Source organism: Pseudomonas sp. SORT22 (assembly GCF_018417635.1).
In the GTDB taxonomy this organism is placed as follows: domain Bacteria; phylum Pseudomonadota; class Gammaproteobacteria; order Pseudomonadales; family Pseudomonadaceae; genus Aquipseudomonas.
This window is the reverse complement of sequence record NZ_CP071007.1, coordinates 3,519,781-3,540,012: the sequence shown is the minus strand read 5'-3', so window position 1 is coordinate 3,540,012 and position 20,232 is coordinate 3,519,781. Positions and strand designations below refer to the sequence as shown.

The following is a 20,232-nucleotide window of genomic DNA, read 5'->3' as shown; positions in this document are numbered from 1 at the left end:
ACCTACAGGTTTCTGTCACTTGCTCGGCGGCAGGTGCTCGAACAGGGTCTTGCAGACGCCGGCGATGTGTTCGTCGAGCAGCCTCACTGCCAGCTCGACATCCTTGGCCCGGCAGGCGTCGAGGATGTCGCGGTGTTCGTGGTCGGCGCGCTCCTTGCCTGCCGAGAGGCTCATCTGCATGCGCAGGTAGCGCTCCAGCTTGTCGTTCACCGAGCGGATCATGTTGACCAGGAACGGCCGCTGCGCCGGTTCATACAGGCAGGCGTGCAGTTCCCAGTTGAGTTCGGCCCAGCGGCCGACGTCGTTCTCGCCGACGAACTCCTGGCAGATGCGCTCGGCGCGGGCGAAGGTTTCCTCGGTCATGTTCGGGATGGCCAGGCGCAGGGCCTTGTCTTCGAGCAGCATGCGCACTTCGAACATCTGCGCCAGCTCTGGTTCGGACATGCGCGTAACCATCGCCCCGCGATTGCGCTGGAACATCACCAGGCCTTCGGCTTCCAGGCGCTTGAGCGCTTCACGCACCGGAATCTTGCTGACGTTGAACTGGCGGGCGATATCGTCCTGGCGGATTGGTTCGTCTTCGGCGAAGTGCCCGGCAATGATTGCATCGCGCAGGTGACGGGTGATGATTTCCGAAGTCGAGGGCGTGTTGCCCAAGTCCGGGGCGTTGAGGCGGGGTACGGTCACGGTGGCGTCGTCCGAAGTTATTTATGGATATGGTATACGAAACTCTCCATGCATGGCGCCAGACCTGCCCGCTGGCATGCTCAGCGGCCTATGCGGGGCTCTTTGAGGGCAATGGGCGCGGCGATGTCGCGCAGGTTGCTGCTGTCGTTGTGTTTCAAGCGCAGGTAATCCAGCGCGACCTTGGCGGCGATGAGGCCAGCCCCCCAGGTTGGGTGGAGGCTGGCCCGACCAGGTATCAGCGCTTACTTGCGCGCTTCAAGGATCAAATTGAACGGCGTCTCGGTCGCCCGGCGAAAGTGCTTGAACCCGGCTTCCTCGAACACCGCGCGCAGCCGCGCCTCGCCCGCCTGGGCGCCGAGCCCCAGGCCAACTTCCTGCGACAACGAGTTCGGCGTGCAGATAAAGGTCGAAGCGGCATAGAACAAGCGCCCGACGGGGGTGCTGTTTTCATCCAGGGTGTCGTTGGCATAGGGCTCGACCAGCAGCACCGTGCCATCGGCTTTGAGCGACTCATAGGCATGCCGGGCGGCGCCGACCGGGTCGCCCATGTCGTGCAGGCAGTCGAAATAGCAGATCAGGTCGTAATCGGTGCCGGGGAAGTTCTTGGCGCTGGCCTGGACGAACTGCGTGCGCTCGGCCACACCGCCTTCGGCGGCACGTTGGCTGGCAATAGCAATCGACGGGCCGTGGTAGTCAAAGCCGCTGAAGCGCGAGGCCGGGAAGGCCTGGGCCATGATCACCGTCGAGGCGCCGTGACCGCAGCCGATATCGGCGACCTTGGCCCCGGCCTGCAGCTTGTCGACCACCCCGCTCAGGCTCGGCAGCCATTCGGCCACCAGGTGGGCGCGGTAGCCGGGGCGGAAGAAACGTTCGGTGCCGCTGAACATGCACGGATGGTGATCACCCCAGGCCAGGGCGCCATCGCCGCGCATGGCGGCGACCAGTTTGTCCTTGTCGTGGAACAGCGCGGCGATCACCGAGGCGCCGCCGGCGACATACACCGGCGAGTCTTCGATGGCCAGGGCCATGGCCTGTTCTTCGGGCAGGCGAAAGCGTCCGTCGCTGTGCTCCATATAACCGGACGCGGCCTGGGCGCTCAGCCATTCGCGCAGCAGGCGGGGATTGCAGCCGGTCTTGTCGGCCAGTTGTTCGGGGGAGATGAATTGGCTGTCGGCCATGGCCCGGTACAAACCGAGTTCATCGCCGAGGATCAGGTTGGCAAGCATGGCCGCGGCACCCATGTCGGTGACCAGCTTGCCCATGAAGTCATTGAGTCTGGCTTCGTCCATTGCGTGTTCTCCTGCAAGAAGTCCAACGTCAACGGGGCTGCCGGCGGGCCGGCAACCTCGGGCCAATGTGTTGCGGGGGCAACCTTTAAGTCTAGTTCGCTTCGAAGAACGCCAGCAGTTGGGCGCTGAACGCTTCGTCCGCCTCTTCCATGACAAAGTGCCCACAGTCGGCGATAACGCTGCCGCGCAGGTTGTCGGCATGGGCCTGCAGGGTCTGCAACGGCACCTCGCCGGTAGCATGCTCGGCGCCGATGGCCAGCACTGGCATGCCCAGGCGTTTGCCGGCGCGCTGGCGGTTCTGGGCGATGGTCTGGCTGATCGAACGGTAGTAGGCCAGGCCGCCGCTCAAGCCGCCGGGCTTGCTGTAGGCCCTGATGTAAGTGTCGACGGCCACGCGGTCGACATGGTGCGCCCAACGCTCGTACATAAAGGTCAGGTAGCGGTCCTCGCGGCCGGTGATCAGGGCTTCGGGCAGATCCTGCAACTGGTTGAAGAGAAAGTGCCAGATAAAGATGTTCTGCTCGGCGCTGACAAAGATCGGCGGCGCTTCGGCCAGGCCCGGGATCACCGCTTCGCTGAGCACCAGCTGGCTGACCGCCTCGGGGTAATCGCTGGCCAGCGCGTAGCCGACCCACATGCCCACATCATGCCCGGCCAGCCGGTAGCGCTGATGGCCGAGCTGGCCCATGGCGCGGTGCAGCAGGGCGGCGATGGTGCCGGTGTCATGGCCTTCGCTGGCCGGGTCGGACAGCCCGGTGCCCGGCAGGTCGACGGCAATCGCCTGGTAACCCTGGCGAGCCAGGGCGCGCATGACATGCCGCCAGGCGTACCAGGTCTGCGGCCAGCCAGGGATCAGCAGCACCGGCTGGCCGCTGCCCAGTTGCACGCAATGCAGGCGGCGGCCGGGTTCGAGGATCAGGTAGCGGTGTTCAAAGTCGGCTTCGGGGGTGATGGACATCGGTTGCACTCCAGGTGAAAGAGGGGGATTCAAGCCAGGCCCAGCAGGGTCCGGATCTGTTGCGGGTCGACCGGCGCGCCGGCGAAGTCGTCGAAGGTGCGAGTGGTGACCTGGATGATGTGCTCACGGATGAACGCCGCGCCTTCGCGGGCGCCGTCTTCCTGGTCCTTGAGGCAGCATTCCCATTCCAGGGTGGCCCAGCCGGGGAAGTCGTATTGCGCAAGCTTGGAGAAGATCGCCTTGAAATCGACCTGGCCGTCGCCCAGGGATCGGAAGCGCCCGGCGCGCTCGGTCCAGTCGCAGTAACCGCCGTAGATGCCCTGGCGACCGGTTGGGTTGAACTCGGCATCCTTGACGTGAAACATGCGGATGCGCGTGTGGTAAATGTCCAGGTAGTCGAGGTAGTTCAGTTGCTGCAGGACGAAGTGGCTGGGGTCGAACAGCAGGTTGCAGCGCGGGTGGTTATCCACCAGGTCGAGGAAGCGCTCGAAGCTGCTGCCGTCGTGCAGGTCTTCGCTGGGGTGAATCTCATAGCAGAGGTTGATGCCGTGGTCTTCGCAGGCATCGAGGATGGGCCGCCAGCGCCGCGCCAGCTCTTCGAAAGCCGCCTCGATCAGGCCCGCCGGGCGCTGCGGAAACGGGAACAGGTAAGGCCAGGCCAGCGAGCCTGAGAAAGTCCCCATGTCGGTCAGGCCCAGGCGTTGCGAGGCCTTGATTGCCAGCTGCAGTTGTTCCAGCGCCCAGGCGGTGCGCGCCTGGGGTTTGCCGTGCAGCGCGGGCGGGGCGAAGTTGTCGCACAGGGCGTCGTAGGCCGGGTGAACCGCTACCAACTGGCCGAGCAGATGGGTGCTCAGCTCGCTGACCTCAAGGCCGTGTTCGGCAAGCATGCCGCGCAGCTCATCACAATAAGTCTGGCTGTGTGCGGCCAGTTCCAGGTCGAACAGACGCCGGTCCCAGGCCGGCACCTGCAAGGCCTTGAAACCATGGCCGGCAGCCCAGCGAGCGATCTCGGGCAGGCTGTTGAAAGGGGCTTGTTCGGCACTGAACTGGGCCAGGTGCAGGCTAGGACCTTTGAGGGTACGCATGATGACTTCCTATTGTTTGTCGATCGACAAACAATAGGGCGACAACGCGCTTGCGTCAACTGTCTTGCAGGGTAGAATCCGCCCCATCTGATTTGATGGACACACAACCCATGGCCGGACGTCCCCGGGAATTCGATCGCGACCAGGCCCTGCACAAGGCCCTGGCGACCTTCTGGCAATACGGTTACGAAGGCACGTCAATGGCCTTGCTGGTCAGTGCCCTGGGCATTGCCTCGGCACGCATCTACGCCGCCTTCGGCAGCAAGGAGCAGCTGTTTCGCGAGGTGGTGGCGCTGTACCTGGCCGAGCAGGGCGGCTTTGCCGAGCGGGTCATCAACCGTGAGCTGGCGGTGGGCCAGGCCGTGGAGCAGATCCTCCTCGAGGCCATTGCCACCTACACCGCAGCGGACGGCCCGCGCGGTTGCCTGGCGGTGTCATCGACCGCCAGCGGCGGCCCGGATATCAGCGGCGTACTGGGCTGGATGAGCGAGCTGCGCCGCCAGCGTACCCAGTCGATCATCGACCTGCTGCAGCAGGCCCATGGCCGTGGCGAGCTCAAGGCCGAGGCCGACCCGCAGGCGCTGGGCGACCTGTTTGCCACCTTGCTGCACGGTATTGCCATCCAGGCCCGCGACGGCATTGCCACGGCGCGCCTGCAGGCGATGATCAAACCGGCGTTGTGCGCTTTGCACGCCGCCCTGGCCTGATCAGCGCGCCTGGCCCGAGGCCCGCTCGCGCAGGGCCTTGCTGACCTTTGCCTGGATCTCGTAGGCCGGCGCTTCGACGGCGTCGAAGTCGCGCGAGTAGCGCCGGGCGAATGCTTCCACGCCCCATTGCTGGTATTGCTGCACGTGGTGCAGTTCGTGGGCCCAGAGGGCGACGTTGTTTTCGGCGTCGGCCTGGTTGCGAAAAACGATGATGTCGATCAGGGTCACGGCGTTGACGTCGGGGTTCTGCAGCAGGGCGTTGGCGCTGTCCAGGGCTTGTTGGTCGCCGACCTTGTAGCGCGCCGCGTCGAGCACCTGGAAGTCATAATAGGATTCGAGCTGGGCGCGGATGTGCAGGGGGATCGGCAGCAGCGTGCCGGCCGCAGCGGTGTTGCGCGCCTGCTGCAAGGCCAGGGCCAGGGAGCTGCTGGCCACCCGGCCGAGGTCGTCGAGCACGGTGCCGGCCTGGCCGGGGTCGATGGGCGAACAGATGCAACTGCCCAGGCAGATTTCGTACTGTCCGGCCGGGCAGGCGGCGAGGGCGGTGAGCGGGGCGCTCAGGGCAAGGCTCAGCAGCAACGACTCAAGGCGCTTCATGCAGGGCCCCGGCAATGAAATCGCGGGAGGCCTTGAGCACCTCTTCCTGAATCGGCTCGCTGGCGAGCATGCGCGCAAGCACCAGCGCGCCCACGCACTGGCTGATCAGCGCCCAGGCCAGGGCCGGGTCTTCGAGGGTTTGCGCCCATGCTTGCTGGAGCTGGCACAGCCAGTGTTCGGCTTCCGCGCGCACCGGCTGCTCGGCGCGGGCGATTTCCGCGCCCAGGGTCGGGATCGCGCAGCCGCCTTCGACATTGTGCAGGTGGGCCATGCTCAGGTACTGCTCCAGGCAGCGCTCGAGCCGCGCGCGGTTCATCGGCTGCTGGGCGATGGGGCTGTGCGACAGCTCGCGGCGCACCACCTCGGTGAACAGCTCGTCCTTGGACGGGAAGTGGTTGTAGAAGGCGCCGCCGGTCAGGCCGATGGCCTTCATCAACCCGGCCACGCCAGTGGCTGCAAAGCCGCCGCGTTTGGCCAGGGCGCCGCTGCTTTGCAGCAGTTTCTGCCGGGTTTGTTCTTTATGGGTGGTGGAATAGCGCACGCCGGAAGGCTCCACAGGGCTGGCTTGACGAAGCCTGAATCATAGCATAGCGTTCGTTTACTAAATGATCGTTTACCAATGGAGGCGAGACATGACCCAAGGCAAGAAGGTGGTACTGGTGGTAGGGGCCGGTGATGCAACCGGCGGCGCGATTGCCCGGCGTTTTGCCCGCGAGGGTTATGTCGCCTGCGTGACCCGGCGCAGCGCCGACAAGCTGCAGCCGCTGGTGGACGAGATCCGCGCCGCCGGTGGCGAGGCCTACGGTTTTGCCTCGGATGCGCGCAAGGAAGAGGAGGTGGCGGCGCTGGTCGAAGAGATCGAAAGCAGCGTCGGTCCGATCGAAGCCTTTGTCTTCAACATCGGCGCCAACGTGCCCTGCAGCATTCTCGAAGAGACCGCGCGCAAGTACTTCAAGATCTGGGAAATGGCCTGTTTCGCAGGCTTTCTCAGCGGCCAGGCGGTGGCGCGGCGCATGGTGACCCGCGAGCGTGGGACTATCCTGTTTACCGGTGCCACTGCAGGCTTGCGTGGCGCTGCCGGGTTTGCCGCGTTTGCCGGCGCCAAGCACGGCATTCGCGCCCTGGCCCAGAGCATGGCCCGCGAACTTGGGCCGCGCAATATTCATGTCGCCCATGTGGTGGTGGACGGTGCCATCGATACCGCGTTCATCCGCGACAGCTTCCCCGAGCGCTATGCGCTCAAGGACCAGGACGGCATTCTCGACCCGCAACATATCGCCGACAGCTACTGGTTTCTGCACAGCCAGCCGCGCGACGCCTGGACCTTCGAGCTTGACCTGCGGCCGTGGATGGAGCGCTGGTAAGCCTTTGACAACAGCCTGCGCAACAACAAAAAAGGACCTGCTGCAGATGAGCAAAACCGTAGAATTCTTCTTTGACCTGGGCAGCCCGGCCAGCTACCTGGCCTGGACCCAGTTGCCGAAACTCTGCGCCGAGCACGATGCGCAACTGGTGTACCGGCCGATGTTGCTGGGCGGGGTATTCCAGGCCACCGGCAACGCCTCGCCGGCGATGGTGCCGGCCAAGGCCCGGCATGTGTTCGTTGATTTTCAGCGCTACGCCAAACGCTACGGCGTGACCCTGGCCTTGCCGCCGGGCTTCCCGATCAACACCCTGGGCCTGATGCGCGGCACGGTGGCCGTGCAGCGCTACCAGCCAGAGCGTTTCGAGGCCTACCTGAACGCGATGTTCACGGCCCTGTGGGTGCGCCAGCGCAATCTTGCCGACCCGCAGGTGCTGGCGGCAGTGCTGCAGGAGGCCGGTTTCGACCCCGAGCAATACCAGGCCTGGAGCGCCGAGCCCGAGGTCAAGGCCGCACTCAAGGACGCTACCGAGGAAGCGGTGCGCCGTGGCGTGTTCGGTGCGCCAAGCTGCTTTGTCGGCGAGCAGATGTTCTTCGGCCAGGACCGCCTGGAGTTCGTCGTCGAAGCGCTGGCCGAGCAGGACAGTCAAGTGTAGCGGCATTATTTTCACTAACTGTATGGTCGAGGCGGATCAGGACTCCGTTAGTGTCAGGGCAGCCCAATAAAAATACTGGATGCCTGCCATGCTCGGCTCACTGGACCTGATCACTGCCTTCGTGCTGTTCGCCTTTGTCTCCTCGATCACCCCGGGGCCCAACAACACCATGTTGCTGGCCTCCGGGGTGAACTTCGGCGTGCGCCGTTCGATTCCTCACGCGCTGGGCATCAGTGTCGGCTTCATGGTCATGGTATTGGCGGTGGGTTTTGGCCTGGGCGAGGTGTTCAAAGCCTACCCGCCGATCTATACCGTGCTGCGCTACGTGGGCGCCGCCTACCTGTTGTACCTGGCCTACAAGATTGCCACCTCCGGGCCGCTGTCGGTCAGCGACTCGTCGAGCCGCAAGCCCCTGGGCTTCTGGGGCGCGGCAGCCTTTCAGTGGGTCAACCCGAAAGCCTGGGTGATGGCCGTGGGCGCGATCACCACCTACACCCCGGCCTAGGGCTACGTCACCAACGTCATCGTCATTGCCGCGGTGTTCGCCCTGGTCAACCTGCCCAGTGTCTGCGTCTGGGTGATGTTCGGCAGCGCCTTGCGCACGGTGTTGCAGAACCCGCGCTGGCTGATGCTGTTCAATCTGCTGATGGCGGCGCTGCTGGTGATATCCCTGTACCCCCTGCTGTTTGTAGAATCGGGTTTTTCCTGACGTGAGTGCGCTGGCACATGCAGTTGATTCCCTGGTCCCATGACACAAGTGCTGGCTTCACCCTGCGCGGCTGGCGCTCCCCAGCCAGTGGCAAGCCGCTGCTGCATTTCTTGCACGGCAACGGCTTTTGCTGCCTGGCCTACCAGCCGTTGCTGGCGCGCCTGGCCGAGCAGTTCGACCTGTGGCTGTGCGATGTCCAGGGCCATGGCGACAGCGACCATGGCGGCCCGTTCGCCGGCTGGAACCGCACTGCCGAGCTTGCCATCGAAGCCTTCGAGGCCGGCCGTGGCGAGTACGGCGATGTACCACGCTTTGCCGTCGGCCACAGTTTTGGCGGGGTGCTCACCGGCCTGATGCTGGCGCAACAGCCGCAGCTGTTCCAGCGTGCGGTGCTGCTTGACCCGGTGCTGTTCACCCGGGCGATGATGGGCATCATGGGCGCGGCGGCGCTGGTCGGCCTGCACCGTCGCCATGCTCTGGCGCGCAAGGCTGCCACCCGTCGCAGCCACTGGCCTGACCGCACGGCGGCGCGGGCATCGCTGGAAGGGCGGGGGATCTTCAAGGGCTGGAGCGAGCCGGCGTTGCAGTCCTATATCGAACACGCCATTGGCGATTGCGGCGAAGGCGTGGTGCTCAAGTGCCGCCCTAGCCGTGAAGTGGAAATCTTCAGCTCCTTCCCCCGGCGCATGTGGGCGTCGCTGGCCCAGGTGAGCACCCCGAGCCTGGTGCTGTATGGCCAAACCACCTATCCCTTCGTGCCGCAGTCGGTGCAGCGCTGGGCCCTGGGCAATCCTCAGGTCAGCGCCAGCCAGGTGGCGGGTGGGCACTGCTTCATGCAGGAAGATCCGGCGGCGTGCAGCGAGCGGGTCGCGGCGTTTTTGCTGGAACAGTAATCAAGCCGCAGGTTCAGGCGATATCACTGGCCTCGAACTCCGCCGCCAGAAAGTCCAGCAGGCTGCGCACCGACGGCAGCAAGCCGCGCCGCGAGGCGAACACCGCGTGCACCACGCCGCACTCCGGTGCCCAGTTCGGCGTGGCTTGCAGCAGGCGGCCGGCGTCGAGTTCTTCGCGGATCACCACCAGCGGCAAGTGCACCACGCCGACACCCGCCACCGCCGCCTGGCGCAGTACCACCAGGTCGTCGGTGACCAGCCGCGGGCTGTGTCGCAGGCTGGCGCGGACGCCGTCGGGACCGAGCAGGTGCCAGTGGTAATCGCGTTGCGGGTAGCCCCAGTGCAGGCTCGGCAGGGCGCTCAGGTCGGCGGGCACCGGGCGCGGGGGCAGGCGTTCGAGCAAGGCGGGCGCCGCCACCAGGTACTGGGTGCTGCGCGCCAGTACCTTCATCACCAGGTCGCTGCTTTCCAAAGGCGGTACGCGCACGCGCAAGGCAATGTCGATGCCTTCCTGGATCAGGTCGACCTGGCGATTGGTGCTTTCGATATGCAACTGCACCAGCGGGCACTGGACCATGAAGCGGGTGAGCATGGCCCCCACCCAGAAATCCAGCAACGCCGTCGGGCAACTCAGGCGCACGATGCCCTGGGGCTCGGCGCGGTTGCGCTCGATCAGCTCGGCGGCGCCTTCGGCCTCCACCAGCATGGCCACACAGTGGCGGTAGTAAGCCTGGCCGATTTCAGTCACCGAAAAATGCCGGGTCGAACGCTGGATCAGGCGCACCCCCAGGCGTTCTTCCAGCCCGGCAATACGCCGGCTGAGCTTGGACTTGGGCATGTCCAGGGCGCGGCCGGCCGGGGCAAAGCCGCCGTGATCGACAACCTGGGCAAAGTAATAAAGGTCGTTGAGGTCTTCCACCAGTGTTCTCCATATGGAACGCTGAAGGCAGTTTAACCGATCTACCGCCGATGTCGTTGCGCTCGTATGGTTATAGCCATGCACGAGAGGAGGCATCTGATGAAAAAGATCCAAGGCGTCTACAGCAGCCCGAACCCCCACTGGGTAGGTGATGGCTTCCCGGTCCGTAGCCTGTTTACCTACGACAACCTGGCCCAGCACATCAGCCCGTTCCTGCTGCTGGACTATGCCGGCCCCCACGACTTCACCCCGACCACGGCGCGTCGCGGCGTCGGCCAGCATCCCCATCGCGGTTTCGAAACCGTGACCATCGTCTACCAGGGCGAACTGGAGCACCGCGACTCCACTGGCGCCGGCGGCCTGATCGGCCCGGGCGATGTGCAGTGGATGACCGCCGCCGGCGGCATTCTCCATGAAGAGTTCCACTCGCCGGCGTTCGCTGCCAAGGGCGGCACCCTGGAAATGGTCCAGCTGTGGGTCAACCTGCCAGCCAGGGACAAATCGGCGCCGGCCGGTTACCAGACCCTGCTCAGCAGCGACATCCCGCTGGTGCCACTGGGCAACGGCGCCGGCACCTTGCGAGTGATTGCCGGTGCGTTTCGCGGCCACCAGGGCCCGGCGCAGACTTTCTCGGCCATGGATGTCTGGGACCTGCAGCTCAAGGCCGGCGCGCCCGTGCGCTTGCCCAGTGCCGCCGGGCGCAGCACCGCGCTGGTGGTGTTGCGCGGCCAGTTGCTGGTCAACGGCGAGCGCCAGGTTGGCGCCGCGCAACTGGTGCTGTTTGACCGCGCCGGTGACGAGCTGCTGCTTGAAGCGCAAAGCGATGTGTCGGTGTTGCTGCTCAGTGGCGAGCCGCTGGATGAGCCGATCGTTGGCTACGGCCCGTTCGTGATGAACAGCGATGCCGAAATCGCCGAGGCCTTTGACGATTTTCGCGCCGGGCGCTTCGGCCAGATGAGCGGGCAGGCCGGTCCGCGCCACCACAACTAGTCTCATAACCCCTGAAGGAGAATACGCCATGAGTACCTTTGCCAACGTTGCCAACTTCAACGGCCAGGTGCCGCGCATAGACCCTGAAAATGTCGCGATGCTGCTGATCGACCACCAGAGCGGCCTGTTCCAGACGGTCAAGGACATGCCCATGACCGAGCTGCGGGCCAACGCCATCACCCTGGCCAAGATTGCCAGCCTGGCGAAGATCCCGGTGATCACTACCGCTTCGGTGCCACAAGGCCCCAATGGCCCGCTGATTCCGGAAATTCACCAAGCCGCGCCGCATGCCCGCTATATCGCCCGTAAAGGTGAAATCAACGCCTGGGACAATCCCGAGTTCGTCGAGGCAGTCAAGGCTACCGGCAAGCAGCAACTGATCATCGCCGGCACCATCACCAGTGTGTGCATGGCCTTCCCGAGCATCAGCGCAGTTGCTGCAGGCTACCAGGTGTTTGCCGTGATCGACGCCAGCGGTACCTACTCGAAGATGGCTGAGGAAATCACCTTGGCGCGGGTAATGCAGGCCGGTGTGGTGCCGATGGACACCGCTGCGGTGTGCTCGGAGGTCCAGCGCAGCTGGAACCGCGAAGACGCCCAGCAATGGGCCGAGGCCTACAGCTCGGTGTTCCCGCATTACCAGCTGCTGATTGAAAGCTACCTCAAGGCGCAACAGGTAGCCCGCGACAATGAACTACTCGATTCGCAACGCTGATCCCTCATGTCCGGTGCCTGGCACCGGCGTCTCAACGCAAGGAGTAAGACCATGACCAAGCCCTACGTCCGCCTGGACAAGAACAACGCTGCCGTCCTGCTGGTCGACCACCAGACCGGCCTGCTGTCGCTGGTGCGAGACATCGACCCGGACCGTTTCAAGAACAACGTGCTGGCCGTCGGCGACCTGGCCAAGTATTTCAAGCTGCCGACCATCCTCACCACCAGCTTCGAAACCGGTCCCAACGGCCCGCTGGTGCCCGAGCTCAAGGCGCAGTTCCCCGAGGCGCCGTACATTGCCCGTCCGGGGCAGATCAACGCCTGGGACAACGAAGACTTCGTCAAGGCGGTCAAGGCCACCGGCAAGAAGCAACTGATCATTGCCGGTGTGGTGACCGAGGTGTGCGTGGCTTTCCCGGCGCTGTCGGCCCTGGAAGAAGGTTTTGAGGTGTTTGTGGTCACCGATGCCTCCGGTACCTTCAACGAACTGACCCGCGACTCGGCCTGGAACCGCATGTCGCAAGCCGGCGCCCAGCTGATGACCTGGTTCGGCCTGGCCTGCGAGCTGCACCGCGACTGGCGCAACGATATCGAAGGCCTGGGCACCTTGTTCGCCAACCACATCCCCGACTACCGCAACCTGATGACCAGCTACAACACCCTCACCAACGGCAAGTAACGCCGTTCAATGATCGACGGCCGGGCGCTGGCGTGGCCCGGCCGACGTCGTCTGACAGTCGTCGAAATCCCTGGCGTCGTTGCCGTTGCCCAGGTGATGATCGGCGCATGAATTCTACCTCCAGCCTGGCAGGCCATCGCCGCAGCATTCGGCCCGCCAGCGCTATCAGCTTCTGGCTGGCTTACCAGCCACCCTTGCACTGGCCGTCGCTGCTGGGGTTTCTTGCTGCGCGGGCGATTAGCGGGGTAGAGACGGTCGTAGCGGGGGTCTATACCCGCAGTTTTGATCTCGCTCGTGGCCAGGGCATCGTCCAGGTCGCGAAGGCGCGTGGGCACCGGCTGAAAGTCACTGTGATCGCTAGCTCTGCCGGCGCGTTGCCGGGGTTGCTGGCCAGGGTCCGGCGAGTATTCGACCTGGATGCCGAGCCGCTGAAGATCGAAGCACTGCTGCGCCGCGACCCGTTGATGGCGCAATTGATCGAACTGCGCCCGGGCCTGCGCGTGCCTCGGGGCTGGGATGGGTTCGAGCAGGCCATGCGTACAGTGCTGGGCCAGCAGATCAGCGTCGCCGGGGCGATTACCCTGGCCGGGCGCCTGGTGGCGGGGTACGGCGAGCCGCTGGCCGCGCAGCTTCAGCGTGTACCCGGCCTGACCCATGTGTTCCCCCGCGCAGAGGCTGTTGCTGACGTCGACCTCAGTGGCCTGGGCATGCCGCGCTCGCGGGCCGCGACACTCTCGACCCTGGCCCGGGCGCTGCTGCTAGACCCGCAACTGCTGCGCCCTGAGCGCGACCTGGAGGCCTGGGTCCAGCGCCTGTGCCGGCTGCGCGGCATCGGCCCGTGGAGCGCCCACTACCTGGCCTTGCGCCAGATGGGCGCGGCCGATGCCTTGCCGCTGGGCGACGTGGCGCTGGTCAAGGCCCTGCGCCTGCTTGAAGGCCCCGAGGCGCAACTGGCCCAGCGCGCACCGGCCTGGAGCCCGTGGCGCGCCTATGCCGCCCAGCACCTGTGGGCGTCGTTGAGCTGACTCAGCTGGACTGGCGCCAGGTCACATCGGTAATGCCGTAGCGTTCGGCCAGTGGCTTGCTGACTTTTTTGACTTTTTCGCGACCGTACCGGCCTATGCGACCGATACCGGCGTCGCAACTTGCCCAGTGCCAGGCTTCAGCGTTGTCCATCGTCTCGGCGCGGATGATGAAGGACTTGTGATCGCCGTGAAGCTGGTAGTCGATGACGAACAGTTTTGCGTTGTTCATGGGTCTGGAATGATCCTTACAGAGCAGTGACCAAGAAAATCCCTTCAATGCCTCTAGTGAGTGCTGCGCCGGTAGAAAAATTCCATCGGATTTCAGCCTGTCAGTGAGCGCCGCTGATGGTCAGGTGCCGGGCATCCTTTTCGAACACCACCTGCTCCAGGCGATGGGCGATGCCGCAGGCCAGCGAATCGTAGGCGGGGATGACCTTTTCTTCGGTCGACAGGCAATGGAAGATGTCCAGTTTGCGCTCGGCCTGGGCAGTCTCCAGCTCGAAAATGCGCACGTAGCGCTCCAGGTCGTTGTTCAGGCTCGACAGGTATTCGCGCAGGCGCGAATGGTCCACCGCGCTCTGGCTGAAGTGCCAGGTCATGGGGTGGATGAGAAAACGCGAATGCGGCGCGGCGACACGCTCGCCAGCGGCCAGGTACATGATGATGCCCATCGATTCGATGTTGCCGGCGTTGACTGCGCACAACGGCACCGGCAAGGACTTGAGAAAGCTGTACAGCGAGAAACCGAAGTTGGTGCTGCCACCGGTGGTCGACAAAAACAGCAGCAAGGAGGTGGCGCCATCGTCGACGGCCTGCAGGCAGCGGTCGCGAAAACGCTCGGTGGTGTCCTGATCGATCTGGCAATGAAAGTGGATCACCTGTTGGCTCATGGCAGTGCCTCGGGACCGACGCACGTGGCGTGCGCCGGCCTTTCGTCCTTTAGCTACGGCCGCCACCACTTGGTTTGCGGGTCTGGTCTTTACCCATGTCGGGCTTGCGGCTCTGGTCACTTGGCTTTTGATTGCCACCGGAAGCCTGGCCACCCTTTTTCCCGGCTTCAGACGCTTTTTGCCGGTCGTTCGCGAAATTCCCGGGATTCGAAGTGTCTTTGCTAGCCATGATTCTCTTCCTCTTGTGAATGTTCGCAAGGCGTTTGCCTTACACAGGTTGGGAGGCGGTCGGCGCAGGCAAAGTTTGAAATATTTCGCCGCTGCGGGACGAACGGTCCGGGGCCGCCATTCATCCCCGATAGCCGCGAATGCTTTGAACTTGGCGAGCCACGGGTGGCTCTTCCGAAAGACCATTGCTGCCCTGCATGGGGGAACGGCGCGGCATCAGCAATTTCAATTGGCATCGAGGGCCGACGCAGTACTAACTGAATAGTCGGGCCCTCCGACACGAGGATTGCAGCATGTCACTGATTGGAGTTTCCACGCTTGAGTTGTGCCATATGATTGAACAGGCATTGCTGCCTGAACACAGTGTGGTGTCGTGCACCGATGGCGAGCACCTGACCATCCAGCTGGGGCAGGGCGATAGCCTGGGCGACTGCCTGACCGTCACCGGCATCAAGGTGCATAGCCTGACCACCTGCCACGAACTTGCCGCGTTGGTGGCCCAGGTGCGCGAAGAGCAGCGCCTGGGGCGTAGCCAGATTCCGTTCAAGCCCCAGGCGCTTGCCTGAACCACGCCGACTGCGTCCAGTCAGCCGAGGCTGGCCGGGCGCAGGTATTCGGGGCTGAGGACGTTGAACCAGAACAGGATCATCGACACCAGGATGGTCACCAGCACCAGCAGCCCCACCGCCCAGACACTGGTCGAGTACAGCAGGCCGTCTTCCTTGCGCAGGCGCAGGAAGGTCGGCAGGCCAACGTACAGCAGGAACGTCGCATAGGCCGACGCCGCACCCAGCACGATCAACGCCAGCCAGCGCCCGGGGTAGAGCCCGGCGACACCGGCGACAAAGTACGGCGTGGCGGTGTAGGCGGCAAAACCGATGCACTGGTTGAGGCTGGGGCGGGCATCGAAGGTGCGCGACATCCAGCGAATGAACCCGCCCATGATCATCACCCCGACCACGCAGGCGGCATACAACAGCACCCCAAGCTCGGCGGCGCTGGCCACACTCAGGCGCACCCGCTCGGTGCCGGCCAGGCTCCAGCCAATACTGGTGGTACCAATGAACAGGCACAGGGCGGGAATCAGCGCCATCAGCAGCAGGTGCGGCAGGTAGTGGCGCGGGTGCAGTTCTTCTTCCTGGCGGATTTCCATCCAGGCGTCATCGGGGTGGGTGAAGAGTTGAACCAGATGGGTACTCATGGTGACCTCCGGGTAAACAGGGTTTAAAACACCGCTCCCTGTTCTATGGAGGTCTGGCCGGCGACGGGGTTTCATTTATTTGAACCACCCAGCCCAAGATCCGGTGTATACACCGCTGTTGTGGGAGCCGGGTTACTGCAGCTCCAGCTGCAACTGCAAGCCACCGTCATCACAGCGCCGGTGATACTGGACGATCCCGCGATAAGTACGGCCCTCCCAGACAAACGCCACGCTGTGCGAACGCTCAAGCTTGGCCGGTACCGGCGCGCGTACCTGCAGGCGCAGGCCCGGCAGGCCATTGATGTTCAATGGCGCCAGCTGCACTTCACATTCGGCGCTGTGGGCCACCGGGCCGAACAGCGTGTCCTGGACAAAGTCGATCTGCAGGCTGGTCGGGCTGGCCGGGCTGACCTTTCTCATTCCAGGGCCCTCCTTCAGTTCTTGCGGTGCGCGTTTTGCAGTTGCTTGGCCATTTGCAGGTGATGCTTGAGGGTCGGCAACGTAGTCTTGGCAAAGGTGCGCAGGTCGTCCGGGGCGGAGGTCGACCGGCTCTCTTCGTCGAACAGGCGCACCGCCTGTTCATGGGCGTCGACCTGATGGGTGGCATAGGCCGCATCGAACGACGCGCCGTCCTGCACCTGCAGCATCATCTTGCGCGCCTTGCTGGTCAGGGCAGCGTCGTCCGGGACGCTGAAGCCATGTTGTCTGGCCAGCTCAAGCAGGTGCTGATTGGCTTTAGTGTGATCCTTGATCATCTGCTGGGCAAACGCCTTTACCTCGGGCGAGCGGGTTTTTTCCAGGGCCAGCTGGCTGGTCTGAATTTCCGCCATGCCGGCACTGATGGCTTCGTCGACAAAGGCATTGTTGCTGGCGGCCTGGGCGCCGATGCTGAGCAGGGCGCAAAGCTCCAGGGCGAGGCGGGTGGGGCGCAGGAACGGGCTCATGAGCGGTATCTCCGTGGGTGTGAACAAACGGACGGCTGTTAGTTTTACGAAAGGCTGCCGGCGCCAGAGTTCAGCTTCAATGCTGTGCAGCAGCGGATCTGCGCAGTTGCAGCAAACCTTCACCGACCGGCGCAGTCAGACTGACAAAGGGCCCTTCAAATACCCCTGGGAGAACGTCATGGCCAGAGCCATCTGGAAAGGTGCCATCAGCTTCGGCCTGGTGCACATCCCGGTGTCGTTGAGTACTGCGATCAGCAGCGACCGGGTCGATTTCGACTGGCTCGATGAGCGCAGCATGGAACCGGTGGGCTACAAGCGGGTGAACAAAGTCACCGGCAAGGAGATCGCCCGCGAGCACATCGTCAAGGGCGTGCAATACCAGAAAGGCCAATACGTGGTGATCAGCGAGGAGGAGATCCGCAAGGCCCGCCCCGAGGCGACCCAGACCATCGATATCTTCTCGTTTGTCGACAGCGACGAAATCCCCCTGCAGCAGTTCGACACCCCGTATTACCTGAGCCCCGACCGGCGTGGTGGCAAGGTTTATGCCTTGCTGCGCGGAACCTTGCAGAGCACCGGCAAGGTGGCCCTGGCCAAGGTGGTGCTGCACACCCAGCAGCACCTGGCGCTGCTGCGCCCGCTGGAGGACGCGATGGTGATGATTACCCTGCGCTGGCCCGAGGAAGTGCGCGGCCTCGACAGCCTGGAACTGGACGCCAGCGTGCGCGACTCGAGCATCGACAAGCGTGAGCTGCAAATGGCCAGGCGCCTGGTCGAGGACATGAGCGGGCACTGGACGCCGGAGGAATACCGCAACGACTTCAAGGACACCATCATGAGCCTGGTCGAAGAGAAGGCCAGCCAGGGCAAGATCGCCACGGTCGAGCCGCTGGAAGGCGAAGGCGAGCAGAAAAGCGCCGATATCATCGACCTTACCGAGCTGCTCAAACGCAGCCTGGGCGGGCGCAAACCGGCGGCGAAGAAAGCCGCGCCAGCGGCGAAAAAGCCTGCCGGCAGCAAGCCGCGCAAGAAGGCCTGATCAGCCGGCCACGGTGGTTTCATGCAGATGGCGCCAGCGCAGGGCGCCATCGTGGCGCTCGAACACTGCGGTCGAGCGGCGCACCGAGCGATTGCCGGCGTCATCGACCTGCCATTCGCGATAACTGACCACGCAAAGGCTTGGCCCTTCGCCAATCACTTGCAGCTCATCGATGCTGATTTGCAGCCCGGCGCGCTGGCCGTGGGCGTGGGCGAACAGTTGCTGCAAGCCCTGATAATCGACGATTTGGCCGGGCAGGTTGATCATCGAGAACTGCGCGCTGAAGCGCGCCATCAATGCGTCCAGCTCTGTGGCGTGGGCTGCGCCGGACAGCCATTGTTCGATGGCTACGTGGGCGTCGAGAACTTCCGTGAAAGCGGGATGGGTCATGGGCACATCTCAAGTAGTAGTGGTAGTAAGCCCCAGGCCGCGAGCCCCGGGCAGTTTCAGCACCAGCGGTAGCGGAATCAGGGTCAGCAGCGCGGCGAGGATGAAGGTGTGCCGGAACGCCTGGTCACCGGGCAGCAACCGGTTAAGCACGGCGCCGAGCACGGCGACGCCGAGGCAGAAGCTCAGCTGGCGGTTGAGGTTCCACAAGGCGCTGGCCTGGCCCATTTGCGCCGGCGCGATGGCCAGGAACGCCAGGCTTTGCGCGCTGCTGCTGCACAGGCTGCTGCCCATGCCGAGCAGGGCGAAGATCAGCGCCAGCCAGGCCTGGTGCCCGGCAACTGAGGGCAGGGCCAGCCACAGCAGGGCGGCGCACTGGATCAGCATCCCGGCAATCAGCAGGCGCTTGGGGCCGCTCAGGTTGAAGCGCCAGCGCACCCAGGCGATCGCCGCCAGGGCGCCCGCTGACCAGGGCAGCATCAGGGCGCCGGTGGCCGTGGCGCTGAGCCCAAGGCGCTGCTGTAGGTACAGGGCGGCCACCAGGTTGGCGCCGATGAACACGCCTGGCACGCACAGGTAGATAAGCATCGCCGTGCGCAGCAGCGGTTGGCCGAGCAGGCGCAACTCCAGCATTGGCTGCGGCGCAGGCAACGGCGGGTTTGCCGGCAGCCAGGCCAGCACCAGGGCAAGGGTGATCAGGCTCAGCGGCAGCATGGCGAAGAAGATCCAGCGCCACGAGCCCTGATCGACTACCACCCCGCCCAGTGCCGGCGACAACGCCGGGACCAGCAAGGCGACCATCATCACCAGTGAGGTCAGGTGGTGGCGCTGCTCGGGCGCATACAGGCGATAAGCCATGGCCTGGCCCACCGGAATCAGCAGGCCGCCACCCAGGCCTTGCAGCAGGCGCCAGACCAGCAGGCTGTCGATCGAACCGGCGCTGCCTGCCAGCGCCGAGCCCAGGCCGAACAGCGCCAGCGACAGCATTAGCGTTTGCCGTTCACCCAGCCGCGTGGCCAGCCAGGTGCCCAGCGGGATCACCAGGGTCAGGCCGAGCATGTACAGGTTGCTGCTCCAGCTCAGTTGCGCCACCGAGGCGTGCAGTTCCTGGCCCAGAGCCGGGTAGGCGGCGTTGAGGGCAAACATGTTGAGCAGGTCGAGGGTGAAACCCAGCAGATAGACCAGGGTGACTTTCGTGCGATAGGGCATGAGTGCTTCGAAGGGCTGGAGAAAGGCGCAGTCTAGTGGCTTGTTGGCGCTTGAATAAGGTGCGTAAACCCGGCAGATTGGTCGAATTATTTTGACAATGGCGAGCCCACACGCATGGTCAGCCTCGACCGTTTCGAACTGTTTTGCGCCGTGGTGCAGGCAGGCTCCTTCACCGGCGCCGCCGAGCGCTTGCAGCAAACCCGCGCTGCGGTCAGCTTCAGCATCAAGCAACTGGAAGCTGAATTGGGCGTCACCCTGCTGACCCGCACCACCCGCCGCATCGCCCTGACCGATGCCGGCGAGCGCTTTTACCAGCGTTGCCTGCTGTTGGTCGAAGATGCCCGCATCGCCATCGACGAAGCGCGCGCCGAGCACGCCAGCTTGCAGGGCAGCCTGCGGATTACCACCACGGTCGAGTACGGGCTGAAGGTGCTCGCCCCGGCACTGCAAGCGTTCTGCCGTTTGCACCCGCAACTGAGCGTGCGTCTGGAAACCCACACCGCTCAGGTCGACCTGGTGCGCGAGCGCTTCGATGTCGCCATCCGCCTGGGCCAGGCACACGACTCCGATTACCGTGGCGTATGCCTGGCGAGCTACCAGGTGCGCCTGGTGCTGGCGCCCGGCCTGCTGGCTGCCCACGGCGAGCAGTTGATCAACTCACCCGCGCGCCTGGCCCAGCTGCCGCAACTGGTGCACAGCCGTTTCGAGCAGAACAACCGCTGGGCGCTGGTCGACAGCAAGGCGCGCAGTTCGGAGTATGTCCCTCAGGGCACGCCATTGCTGATCGCCGACAACGCCTCGATCCTGCGTGCCTTTGCCGTGCAGGGCGCAGGCGTGGCGCTGTTGCCGGACTGGCTGGTGGCCGATGAGCTGGCCAGCGGGCAGTTGCTCGATGGGCTGCCCGGCTATGGTTTTGCGCCGCAAAGCGTGTATGCCCTGTATCCGTCCAGCCGCCACGTACCGCGCAAGGTCCGCGCCTGGATCGACTTCATCAAGGCTCACCTTGCCCAAGCGCGCCACATCGAGGCGGTTCTCACGCCACCGGCTTGAGGTGCAGGCTTGC

26 protein-coding genes and 2 pseudogenes are annotated in these 20,232 nt (G+C 64.4%); 12 read left to right on the top strand and 16 right to left on the bottom strand.

Annotated elements, in window-relative coordinates:
* Nucleotides 1-15 precede the first annotated feature (15 nt).
* From JYG36_RS16005 to JYG36_RS15990, 5 genes and pseudogenes are all read right to left on the bottom strand, one after another.
* On the bottom strand, nt 16-687 hold the full coding sequence (locus JYG36_RS16005) for a GntR family transcriptional regulator (RefSeq protein ID WP_045196763.1): 672 nt from the start codon (nt 685-687) through the stop codon (nt 16-18).
* Nucleotides 688-767: 80 nt separating this feature from the next.
* Nucleotides 768-875: pseudogene (locus tag JYG36_RS26640) on the bottom strand (GntR family transcriptional regulator); the annotation flags it as partial.
* Between the two features lie 54 nt (nt 876-929).
* On the bottom strand, nt 930-1,976 hold the full coding sequence (locus tag JYG36_RS16000; protein WP_213601570.1) for a class I SAM-dependent methyltransferase: 1,047 nt from the start codon (nt 1,974-1,976) through the stop codon (nt 930-932).
* 91 nt (nt 1,977-2,067) lie between these two features.
* On the bottom strand, nt 2,068-2,934 hold the full coding sequence (locus tag JYG36_RS15995; protein WP_045196767.1) for an alpha/beta fold hydrolase: 867 nt from the start codon (nt 2,932-2,934) through the stop codon (nt 2,068-2,070).
* 29 nt (nt 2,935-2,963) lie between these two features.
* Nucleotides 2,964-4,019 carry a sugar phosphate isomerase/epimerase family protein gene (locus JYG36_RS15990; protein WP_195883806.1) on the bottom strand — a complete coding sequence of 352 codons (1,056 nt, stop codon included), beginning with the start codon at nt 4,017-4,019 and terminating at the stop codon, nt 2,964-2,966.
* Nucleotides 4,020-4,129: 110 nt separating this feature from the next.
* On the opposite strand from JYG36_RS15990, the gene JYG36_RS15985 reads away from it, so the two are divergent.
* Nucleotides 4,130-4,726 carry a TetR/AcrR family transcriptional regulator gene (locus tag JYG36_RS15985; protein ID WP_213601569.1) on the top strand — a complete coding sequence of 199 codons (597 nt, stop codon included), beginning with the start codon at nt 4,130-4,132 and terminating at the stop codon, nt 4,724-4,726.
* On the opposite strand, the gene JYG36_RS15980 is transcribed toward JYG36_RS15985, so the two are convergent.
* Nucleotides 4,727-5,323 carry an eCIS core domain-containing protein gene (locus JYG36_RS15980; protein WP_093383860.1) on the bottom strand — a complete coding sequence of 199 codons (597 nt, stop codon included), beginning with the start codon at nt 5,321-5,323 and terminating at the stop codon, nt 4,727-4,729.
* Entirely contained in the window at nt 5,310-5,864 is a 555-nt protein-coding gene (locus tag JYG36_RS15975) for a TetR/AcrR family transcriptional regulator (protein WP_045196775.1), read from the bottom strand. The genes JYG36_RS15980 and JYG36_RS15975 overlap by 14 nt, the downstream gene beginning before the upstream one ends.
* A 91-nt stretch (nt 5,865-5,955) precedes the next feature.
* Here JYG36_RS15975 and JYG36_RS15970 point away from each other — a divergent pair, with 91 nt between their 5' ends.
* From JYG36_RS15970 to JYG36_RS15955, 4 genes and pseudogenes are all read left to right on the top strand, one after another.
* On the top strand, nt 5,956-6,687 hold the full coding sequence (locus JYG36_RS15970) for an SDR family oxidoreductase (protein WP_045196777.1): 732 nt from the start codon (nt 5,956-5,958) through the stop codon (nt 6,685-6,687).
* Between the two features lie 46 nt (nt 6,688-6,733).
* Nucleotides 6,734-7,342, top strand: coding sequence for a 2-hydroxychromene-2-carboxylate isomerase (locus tag JYG36_RS15965; RefSeq protein ID WP_213601567.1), 609 nt, complete (start codon nt 6,734-6,736; stop codon nt 7,340-7,342).
* Nucleotides 7,343-7,421: 79 nt separating this feature from the next.
* Nucleotides 7,422-8,051 (top strand): annotated as a pseudogene (locus JYG36_RS15960) (LysE family translocator).
* Between the two features lie 17 nt (nt 8,052-8,068).
* Nucleotides 8,069-8,944, top strand: coding sequence for an alpha/beta fold hydrolase (locus tag JYG36_RS15955; RefSeq protein WP_045196783.1), 876 nt, complete (start codon nt 8,069-8,071; stop codon nt 8,942-8,944).
* 13 nt (nt 8,945-8,957) lie between these two features.
* On the opposite strand, the gene JYG36_RS15950 is transcribed toward JYG36_RS15955, so the two are convergent.
* Entirely contained in the window at nt 8,958-9,866 is a 909-nt protein-coding gene (locus tag JYG36_RS15950) for a LysR family transcriptional regulator (protein WP_045196855.1), read from the bottom strand.
* A 96-nt stretch (nt 9,867-9,962) separates the two neighbouring features.
* On the opposite strand from JYG36_RS15950, the gene JYG36_RS15945 reads away from it, so the two are divergent.
* From JYG36_RS15945 to JYG36_RS15930, 4 genes are all read left to right on the top strand, one after another.
* Nucleotides 9,963-10,853, top strand: a complete 891-nt coding sequence (locus JYG36_RS15945; protein ID WP_045196785.1) for a pirin family protein — start codon at nt 9,963-9,965, stop codon at nt 10,851-10,853.
* A gap of 28 nt (nt 10,854-10,881) precedes the next feature.
* On the top strand, nt 10,882-11,568 hold the full coding sequence (locus JYG36_RS15940) for a hydrolase (protein WP_093383842.1): 687 nt from the start codon (nt 10,882-10,884) through the stop codon (nt 11,566-11,568).
* A 51-nt stretch (nt 11,569-11,619) separates the two neighbouring features.
* Nucleotides 11,620-12,246, top strand: coding sequence for an isochorismate family cysteine hydrolase YcaC (ycaC, locus tag JYG36_RS15935; protein WP_093383839.1), 627 nt, complete (start codon nt 11,620-11,622; stop codon nt 12,244-12,246).
* 107 nt (nt 12,247-12,353) lie between these two features.
* The gene (locus JYG36_RS15930; RefSeq protein WP_213601564.1) at nt 12,354-13,271 is read left to right on the top strand and encodes a DNA-3-methyladenine glycosylase family protein; all 918 of its coding nucleotides are present in this window, start codon (nt 12,354-12,356) and stop codon (nt 13,269-13,271) included.
* Nucleotide 13,272: 1 nt separating this feature from the next.
* Here the strand turns inward: JYG36_RS15930 and JYG36_RS15925 are convergent, their stop codons facing one another.
* The 3 genes from JYG36_RS15925 to JYG36_RS15915 form a co-directional block, all read right to left on the bottom strand.
* The gene (locus JYG36_RS15925; protein WP_093383833.1) at nt 13,273-13,500 is read right to left on the bottom strand and encodes a DUF6555 family protein; all 228 of its coding nucleotides are present in this window, start codon (nt 13,498-13,500) and stop codon (nt 13,273-13,275) included.
* A gap of 100 nt (nt 13,501-13,600) precedes the next feature.
* Nucleotides 13,601-14,161 (bottom strand): ATP-dependent Clp protease proteolytic subunit, encoded by a 561-nt coding sequence (locus JYG36_RS15920; protein WP_045196795.1) that lies wholly within the window; start codon nt 14,159-14,161, stop codon nt 13,601-13,603.
* A 49-nt stretch (nt 14,162-14,210) separates the two neighbouring features.
* The gene (locus JYG36_RS15915) at nt 14,211-14,390 is read right to left on the bottom strand and encodes a con-10 family general stress protein (protein ID WP_082075430.1); all 180 of its coding nucleotides are present in this window, start codon (nt 14,388-14,390) and stop codon (nt 14,211-14,213) included.
* A 292-nt stretch (nt 14,391-14,682) separates the two neighbouring features.
* Between JYG36_RS15915 and JYG36_RS15910 the strand changes: the two genes are divergently transcribed.
* Entirely contained in the window at nt 14,683-14,955 is a 273-nt protein-coding gene (locus JYG36_RS15910) for a DUF1652 domain-containing protein (protein ID WP_093383830.1), read from the top strand.
* Between the two features lie 20 nt (nt 14,956-14,975).
* Here JYG36_RS15910 and JYG36_RS15905 read toward each other — a convergent pair whose 3' ends face one another.
* From JYG36_RS15905 to JYG36_RS15895, 3 genes are all read right to left on the bottom strand, one after another.
* A complete protein-coding gene (locus JYG36_RS15905; RefSeq protein WP_045196799.1) occupies nt 14,976-15,590 on the bottom strand; it encodes a Yip1 family protein in 615 nt (204 codons plus the stop codon).
* A gap of 132 nt (nt 15,591-15,722) precedes the next feature.
* On the bottom strand, nt 15,723-16,010 hold the full coding sequence (locus JYG36_RS15900; RefSeq protein ID WP_045196801.1) for a hypothetical protein: 288 nt from the start codon (nt 16,008-16,010) through the stop codon (nt 15,723-15,725).
* A 14-nt stretch (nt 16,011-16,024) separates the two neighbouring features.
* Nucleotides 16,025-16,534 carry a DUF4142 domain-containing protein gene (locus JYG36_RS15895; protein ID WP_213601562.1) on the bottom strand — a complete coding sequence of 170 codons (510 nt, stop codon included), beginning with the start codon at nt 16,532-16,534 and terminating at the stop codon, nt 16,025-16,027.
* A gap of 178 nt (nt 16,535-16,712) precedes the next feature.
* Here JYG36_RS15895 and ku point away from each other — a divergent pair, with 178 nt between their 5' ends.
* A complete protein-coding gene (ku, locus tag JYG36_RS15890; RefSeq protein WP_213601560.1) occupies nt 16,713-17,573 on the top strand; it encodes a non-homologous end joining protein Ku in 861 nt (286 codons plus the stop codon).
* Here the strand turns inward: ku and JYG36_RS15885 are convergent, their stop codons facing one another.
* Nucleotides 17,574-17,963, bottom strand: coding sequence for a nuclear transport factor 2 family protein (locus tag JYG36_RS15885; protein WP_093383821.1), 390 nt, complete (start codon nt 17,961-17,963; stop codon nt 17,574-17,576).
* Between the two features lie 9 nt (nt 17,964-17,972).
* A complete protein-coding gene (locus JYG36_RS15880) occupies nt 17,973-19,169 on the bottom strand; it encodes an MFS transporter (protein ID WP_213601558.1) in 1,197 nt (398 codons plus the stop codon).
* A gap of 114 nt (nt 19,170-19,283) precedes the next feature.
* On the opposite strand from JYG36_RS15880, the gene JYG36_RS15875 reads away from it, so the two are divergent.
* A complete protein-coding gene (locus JYG36_RS15875) occupies nt 19,284-20,219 on the top strand; it encodes a LysR family transcriptional regulator (protein ID WP_093383815.1) in 936 nt (311 codons plus the stop codon).
* Nucleotides 20,220-20,232: the final 13 nt, after the last annotated feature.

Coding starts and splice junctions, on each gene's coding strand:
- ku (WP_213601560.1), top strand. CDS start 16,713: ATGGCCAGAGCCATCTGGAAAGGTGCCATCAGCTTCGGCCTGGTGCAC.
- JYG36_RS15915 (WP_082075430.1), bottom strand. CDS start 14,390: ATGGCTAGCAAAGACACTTCGAATCCCGGGAATTTCGCGAACGACCGG.
- JYG36_RS15930 (WP_213601564.1), top strand. CDS start 12,354: ATGAATTCTACCTCCAGCCTGGCAGGCCATCGCCGCAGCATTCGGCCC.
- JYG36_RS15910 (WP_093383830.1), top strand. CDS start 14,683: ATGTCACTGATTGGAGTTTCCACGCTTGAGTTGTGCCATATGATTGAA.
- JYG36_RS15945 (WP_045196785.1), top strand. CDS start 9,963: ATGAAAAAGATCCAAGGCGTCTACAGCAGCCCGAACCCCCACTGGGTA.
- JYG36_RS15885 (WP_093383821.1), bottom strand. CDS start 17,963: ATGACCCATCCCGCTTTCACGGAAGTTCTCGACGCCCACGTAGCCATC.
- JYG36_RS15875 (WP_093383815.1), top strand. CDS start 19,284: ATGGTCAGCCTCGACCGTTTCGAACTGTTTTGCGCCGTGGTGCAGGCA.
- JYG36_RS15965 (WP_213601567.1), top strand. CDS start 6,734: ATGAGCAAAACCGTAGAATTCTTCTTTGACCTGGGCAGCCCGGCCAGC.
- JYG36_RS15905 (WP_045196799.1), bottom strand. CDS start 15,590: ATGAGTACCCATCTGGTTCAACTCTTCACCCACCCCGATGACGCCTGG.
- JYG36_RS15955 (WP_045196783.1), top strand. CDS start 8,069: ATGCAGTTGATTCCCTGGTCCCATGACACAAGTGCTGGCTTCACCCTG.
- JYG36_RS15925 (WP_093383833.1), bottom strand. CDS start 13,500: ATGAACAACGCAAAACTGTTCGTCATCGACTACCAGCTTCACGGCGAT.
- JYG36_RS15970 (WP_045196777.1), top strand. CDS start 5,956: ATGACCCAAGGCAAGAAGGTGGTACTGGTGGTAGGGGCCGGTGATGCA.
- JYG36_RS15920 (WP_045196795.1), bottom strand. CDS start 14,161: ATGAGCCAACAGGTGATCCACTTTCATTGCCAGATCGATCAGGACACC.
- JYG36_RS15995 (WP_045196767.1), bottom strand. CDS start 2,934: ATGTCCATCACCCCCGAAGCCGACTTTGAACACCGCTACCTGATCCTC.
- JYG36_RS15990 (WP_195883806.1), bottom strand. CDS start 4,019: ATGCGTACCCTCAAAGGTCCTAGCCTGCACCTGGCCCAGTTCAGTGCC.
- JYG36_RS15985 (WP_213601569.1), top strand. CDS start 4,130: ATGGCCGGACGTCCCCGGGAATTCGATCGCGACCAGGCCCTGCACAAG.
- JYG36_RS15880 (WP_213601558.1), bottom strand. CDS start 19,169: ATGCCCTATCGCACGAAAGTCACCCTGGTCTATCTGCTGGGTTTCACC.
- JYG36_RS15900 (WP_045196801.1), bottom strand. CDS start 16,010: ATGAGAAAGGTCAGCCCGGCCAGCCCGACCAGCCTGCAGATCGACTTT.
- JYG36_RS15980 (WP_093383860.1), bottom strand. CDS start 5,323: ATGAAGCGCCTTGAGTCGTTGCTGCTGAGCCTTGCCCTGAGCGCCCCG.
- JYG36_RS15940 (WP_093383842.1), top strand. CDS start 10,882: ATGAGTACCTTTGCCAACGTTGCCAACTTCAACGGCCAGGTGCCGCGC.
- JYG36_RS15895 (WP_213601562.1), bottom strand. CDS start 16,534: ATGAGCCCGTTCCTGCGCCCCACCCGCCTCGCCCTGGAGCTTTGCGCC.
- ycaC (WP_093383839.1), top strand. CDS start 11,620: ATGACCAAGCCCTACGTCCGCCTGGACAAGAACAACGCTGCCGTCCTG.
- JYG36_RS16000 (WP_213601570.1), bottom strand. CDS start 1,976: ATGGACGAAGCCAGACTCAATGACTTCATGGGCAAGCTGGTCACCGAC.